The sequence below is a fragment of the Curtobacterium sp. B8 genome, from assembly GCF_000333315.1.
GTDB lineage: Bacteria > Actinomycetota > Actinomycetes > Actinomycetales > Microbacteriaceae > Curtobacterium > Curtobacterium luteum.
This window is the reverse complement of sequence record NZ_BACW01000474.1, coordinates 1-4,601: the sequence shown is the minus strand read 5'-3', so window position 1 is coordinate 4,601 and position 4,601 is coordinate 1. Positions and strand designations below refer to the sequence as shown.

Sequence of the window (4,601 nt, the reverse complement as noted above, 5' to 3'; positions counted from 1 at the left end):
CGGTCGGACCATCGCCAAGGAGGTCGTGCAGGGCATCTTCTCGACGCTCCGACGTCGCCGCTGAGGGCAGGGTGCGGTCGACGCCGGGGCCGCACGACCGGGCGCGGTCGGCGCGGGGTGGGTTCGCCGAGCGTCCGCGGAGCTGGCTGGTCGGGCCCGCTGCGCGGCGGGTCGTCCGGGTCGCTGGGCGGCTGGTCGCCCCGCACGCTGAGCGGCGGGTCGTCCGGGTCGGCTACGCGGCGAGGAGGCCGGCTGCCTCGACGACCAACAGGCCGCCGACCACGAGCACGGCGACTGCACCGACCACGAGGACAGCACGGGACCGCTCGTACCAGGCGCGGCTCGACGGGAAGCGGCGTGCGAACTCGCGCGCCGAGATCGGGCGGGGTGCCTCGGACACGGTGACCCCGAGTTCGTCGACGACGCGGTCGAGGCCCGCATCACCCCACACGTCCGCGCGCATCCGGAACAGGTGCGACCCGTCGGACGCGAAGGCGACGAGCTCGCGGACGGTCCGCTCGACCGATGCGCCGAACGTCTCGACGAGCAGGACGCGGTCGATGTCGTCACGCGGGATCCGTCGGTTGCCGGTGACCACACCGTGCACGTCCACCGCCCTGGCGTCCACGCCGACGTACGCGGTGCCGAGTCGGACCACGGCGGTGCCGACGACCACGGCGAGCAGGACGACGATGCTCGCCATGAGCGCCCAGAGCCGGAACGGGAAGGACACCCAGACCAGGGCGACGGCGAGCGGGACGGCGGAGAAGACGATGCTGAGTGCGGTCGAGCGGACGAGGGCGCTCCGGGGGCGGACGACCAGGTCGTAGGTCCGGGCGCGCGGTCGTACGGTCGCCTGCGCAGTCATGTCCCCCACGTCGGATCCTCCTGAGATGCGGGCACAGCGAGTACCGCTGCCGAGCGACGCCCCTGCCACCCGTGTCCCGGGGCGACCCGTCCCGGGGTCGCCGTCAGGTCAGCATAGGCGACCGACGGGTACCGGGGACAGCCCGTTCCACCCCGTTCCGTCGTTTCGCGGCCACTCCATCGCTGACGGGGGGCGTCCGGGTCGGCCAGGTGGGGGACCCGGGCAACTCCGGCTCCCGCGACGGCTCGGGCTCCGGTTCTGGCGACGGCTCGAGTTCCGGTTCCGGCGGACGAGGGCCGGGCACGACGAAGGCGCGGGACCGGATCGGTCTCGCGCCTTCGTCGTGCGGGTGCTGCTGGCGGAGGATAGGGGATTCGAACCCCTGAGGGCTTGCACCCAACACGCTTTCCAAGCGTGCGCCATAGGCCACTAGGCGAATCCTCCAGGTGCCACCTCACGGTGACGACACCCCATGGTACAGGTCCGCGAGGGTGTGGATGACCACCGGCGTCCACAGGTGGTGACGCTCTCGGCTGGACCGACATGACCGGCGGATACCCTGGTGCCGTGTCGACCCGCATCTACATCACGTCCGCGGAGGGCCACACGGGCAAGAGCACCGTCGCCCTCGGAGTCCTCGAGACGCTCGCCCGCACGGTCGGCCGGGTCGGCGTGTTCCGACCGGTGGCGCGATCGGTCGACGAACCCGACTGGGTGCTCGAACTCCTCCTGCAGCACACCGCCGTGGGGATCTCGTACGACGACGCCGTCGGCGTGACCTACGACGACGTGCACGCCGACCCGGAAGCGGCACTCGCGACGATCCTCCGGCGCTTCGCCCAGGTCGAGCAGCAGTGCGATGCGGTCGTGGTGCTCGGGTCCGACTACACCGACGTCGGCAGCCCCACGGAGCTCTCGTTCAACGCGAAGGTCGCCACCAACCTCGGTGCCCCGGTCCTGCTCGTGCTCGGCGGCCGCGACGCCGCCGACCGCGGGGCACGGACGCCGGAGATGATGGCGCAGGTCGCCGACGTCACGACGAGCGAGCTCCGCGCGGCACACGCGCAGCTCCTCGCCGTCGTGGTCAACCGTGCCGACCCCGACCGGTTGGACGACATCGTGGCGAGCGTCGGGGCCGCCGTGCACGACGACCACGCGGGGGTCCCGGTGTGGGCGATCCCGGAGGACCCGGTGCTCGTCGCCCCGACGGTCCGGGCGCTGCTCGAGGCCACCGACGCGACGCTGATCCGCGGCGACGAGGCCCTGCTGGACCGCGAGGCGCTCGGCACCGTCGTCGCGGGCATGAGCATGGAGAACGTCCTGCCCCGACTCATCGAGGGCGGCATCGTCGTGGTCCCGGGCGACCGCAGCGACGTTCTCATCGCGATGCTGCTCGCGAACCAGTCGGAGACCTTCCCGAGCCTCGCGGGCGTCATCCTCAACGGTGGGTTCGAGACGGCACCGCAGATCACCCGGCTGCTCGAGGGGCTCTCGAGCTCGCTGCCGATCGCGCAGAACACCCTCGGCACCTACGACACCGCGCTCCGCATCACCCAGACGCGCGGGCGGCTCGCTGCCGACTCGCCGCGCAAGGCCGACCTCGCGCTGGCCCTGTTCGAGCAGCACGTCGACGCCGACGAGCTCCGCGACCGGCTCCAGGTCACGCCGTCCGGGGTCGTCACCCCGCTCATGTTCGAGCACGGGCTGCTCGACCGGGCGCGCGGGTACGGCACGCACATCGTCCTGCCCGAGGGCGACGACGACCGCATCCTCCGTGCGGCCTCGACGCTGCTGGCGCGGCAGGTCTGCCGGATCACGATCCTCGGCGAGCCGGCCACCATCCGCGCCCGGGCGACGGAGCTCGGCCTCGACCTCGAACAGGCGCAGCTGCTCAGCCCGTTCGACCCGGAGCTCCGCGAGCGCTTCGCCGAGGAGTACGCCCGGCTCCGGGCGCACAAGGGCATGTCCGTCGAGCTCGCCCGCGACACCGTGACCGACGTCTCGTACTTCGGCACGCTCATGGTGCAGCTCGGACTCGCCGACGGCATGGTCTCCGGTGCGAAGCACACGACGGCGCACACGATCCGTCCGTCCTTCGAGATCATCAAGACGCGGCCGGAGACCTCGATCGTCTCGAGCGTCTTCCTCATGGCACTCGCCGACCGCGTCCTCGTCTACGGCGACTGCGCGGTCATCCCCGACCCGACGAGCGAGCAGCTGGCCGACATCGCGATCTCCTCCGCGGAGACCGCGACCCAGTTCGGCATCGAGCCGCGCGTCGCGATGCTCAGCTACTCGACGGGCGACAGCGGCTCCGGGGCCGACGTCGACAAGGTCCGCGCCGGCACCGCGTTCGTGCGGGAGCGCCGACCGGACCTGCTCGTCGAGGGGCCGATCCAGTACGACGCCGCCGCCGACCCGACCGTCGCGAGCGCGAAGATGCCCGACTCCCCGGTGGCGGGCAAGGCGACCGTGTTCATCTTCCCCGACCTCAACACCGGCAACAACACGTACAAGGCCGTGCAGCGCTCGGCCGGTGCCGTGGCGATCGGGCCGGTGCTCCAGGGCCTCCGCAAGCCGATCAACGACCTGTCCCGCGGCGCGCTCGTCAGCGACATCGTCAACACCGTCGCGATCACGGCCATCCAGGCCGGCACCGCGGCGGAGTCCGCCTGAGCAGGCGACCACACCGTCGGCGTGCGCCGACACGACCACCGCGCCCCGTGCCTCCAGTCCGACCGAAAGGGACCCATCCCGTGACCGCAGCCCTCGTCGTGAACTCCGGATCGAGTTCGTTCAAGTACCAGCTCATCGAGCTCGACGACGAGCGCACGCTCGCCTCGGGACTCGTCGAACGCATCGGCGAGTCCGCGGGAGCGTGGAAGCACACGAACGCGATCACGGGGGAGTCCTCGTCGAACGACGCGGCGTCCGTGCCCGACCACGCCGCCGGGTTCCAGGCGATGCTCGACGCGTTCGGCAAGGTCGGCCCCGCGTTCGACGAGCACCCGCCGGCGGTCGTCGGCCACCGCGTCGTGCACGGCGGCACCACCTTCGACGCCGCGACCGTCGTCACCGCCGACGTCGAGCAGCAGATCGAGGACCTGTCCTCGCTCGCGCCGCTGCACAACCCGGCGAACCTCGAGGGCATCCGCGCCGCGAAGCAGGTCTTCTCGGACGTGCCGCACGTGGCCGTGTTCGACACCGCGTTCCACCAGACGATGCCCCCGCACGCCTACACCTACGCGATCCCGTCCGACCTCGCCGAGCGCTACGGGATCCGCCGCTACGGCATGCACGGCACGAGCCACAAGTACGTGTCCGAGCAGGCCGCGGCCTTCCTTGGACGCCCGCTGTCCGAGCTGAAGACGATCGTGCTGCACCTCGGCAACGGTGCCTCGGCCGCGGCCATCGACGGTGGGAAGTCGATCGAGACGTCGATGGGCCTCACGCCGCTCGAAGGACTCGTCATGGGGACCCGCTCCGGGGACCTCGACCCGGCCGTCCTCGTGCACCTCCACCGCGAGGCCGGGCTCGACTTCGACGAACTCGACGACATCCTCAACAAGCGCTCCGGACTGCTCGGGCTCACCGGCAACGGCGACATGCGCGACGTGCAGGACGCCGCGTCGAAGGGCGACGAGGTCGCCGAGGCGGCGCTCGCCGTGTACGGGCACCGGATCGGCCGCTACGTCGGCGGCTACACGGCACAGCTCGGCGGCCTCGACGCGAT

3 protein-coding genes and 1 tRNA gene are annotated in these 4,601 nt (G+C 71.7%); 2 read left to right on the top strand and 2 right to left on the bottom strand.

The features are described from left to right. Positions 1-232: 232 nt before the first annotated feature. Entirely contained in the window at positions 233-877 is a 645-nt protein-coding gene (locus tag I59_RS12110) for a hypothetical protein (protein ID WP_022904087.1), read from the bottom strand. A gap of 347 nt (positions 878-1,224) precedes the next feature. Further along, positions 1,225-1,312, bottom strand: a tRNA-Ser gene (locus I59_RS12105). Between the two features lie 123 nt (positions 1,313-1,435). On the opposite strand from I59_RS12105, the gene pta reads away from it, so the two are divergent. Further along, positions 1,436-3,544, top strand: a complete 2,109-nt coding sequence (pta, locus tag I59_RS12100; RefSeq protein ID WP_022904086.1) for a phosphate acetyltransferase — start codon at positions 1,436-1,438, stop codon at positions 3,542-3,544. 80 nt (positions 3,545-3,624) lie between these two features. After that, positions 3,625-4,601 (top strand): acetate/propionate family kinase (locus I59_RS12095; protein ID WP_022904085.1); only part of this gene is annotated, 977 nt, incomplete at its 3' end.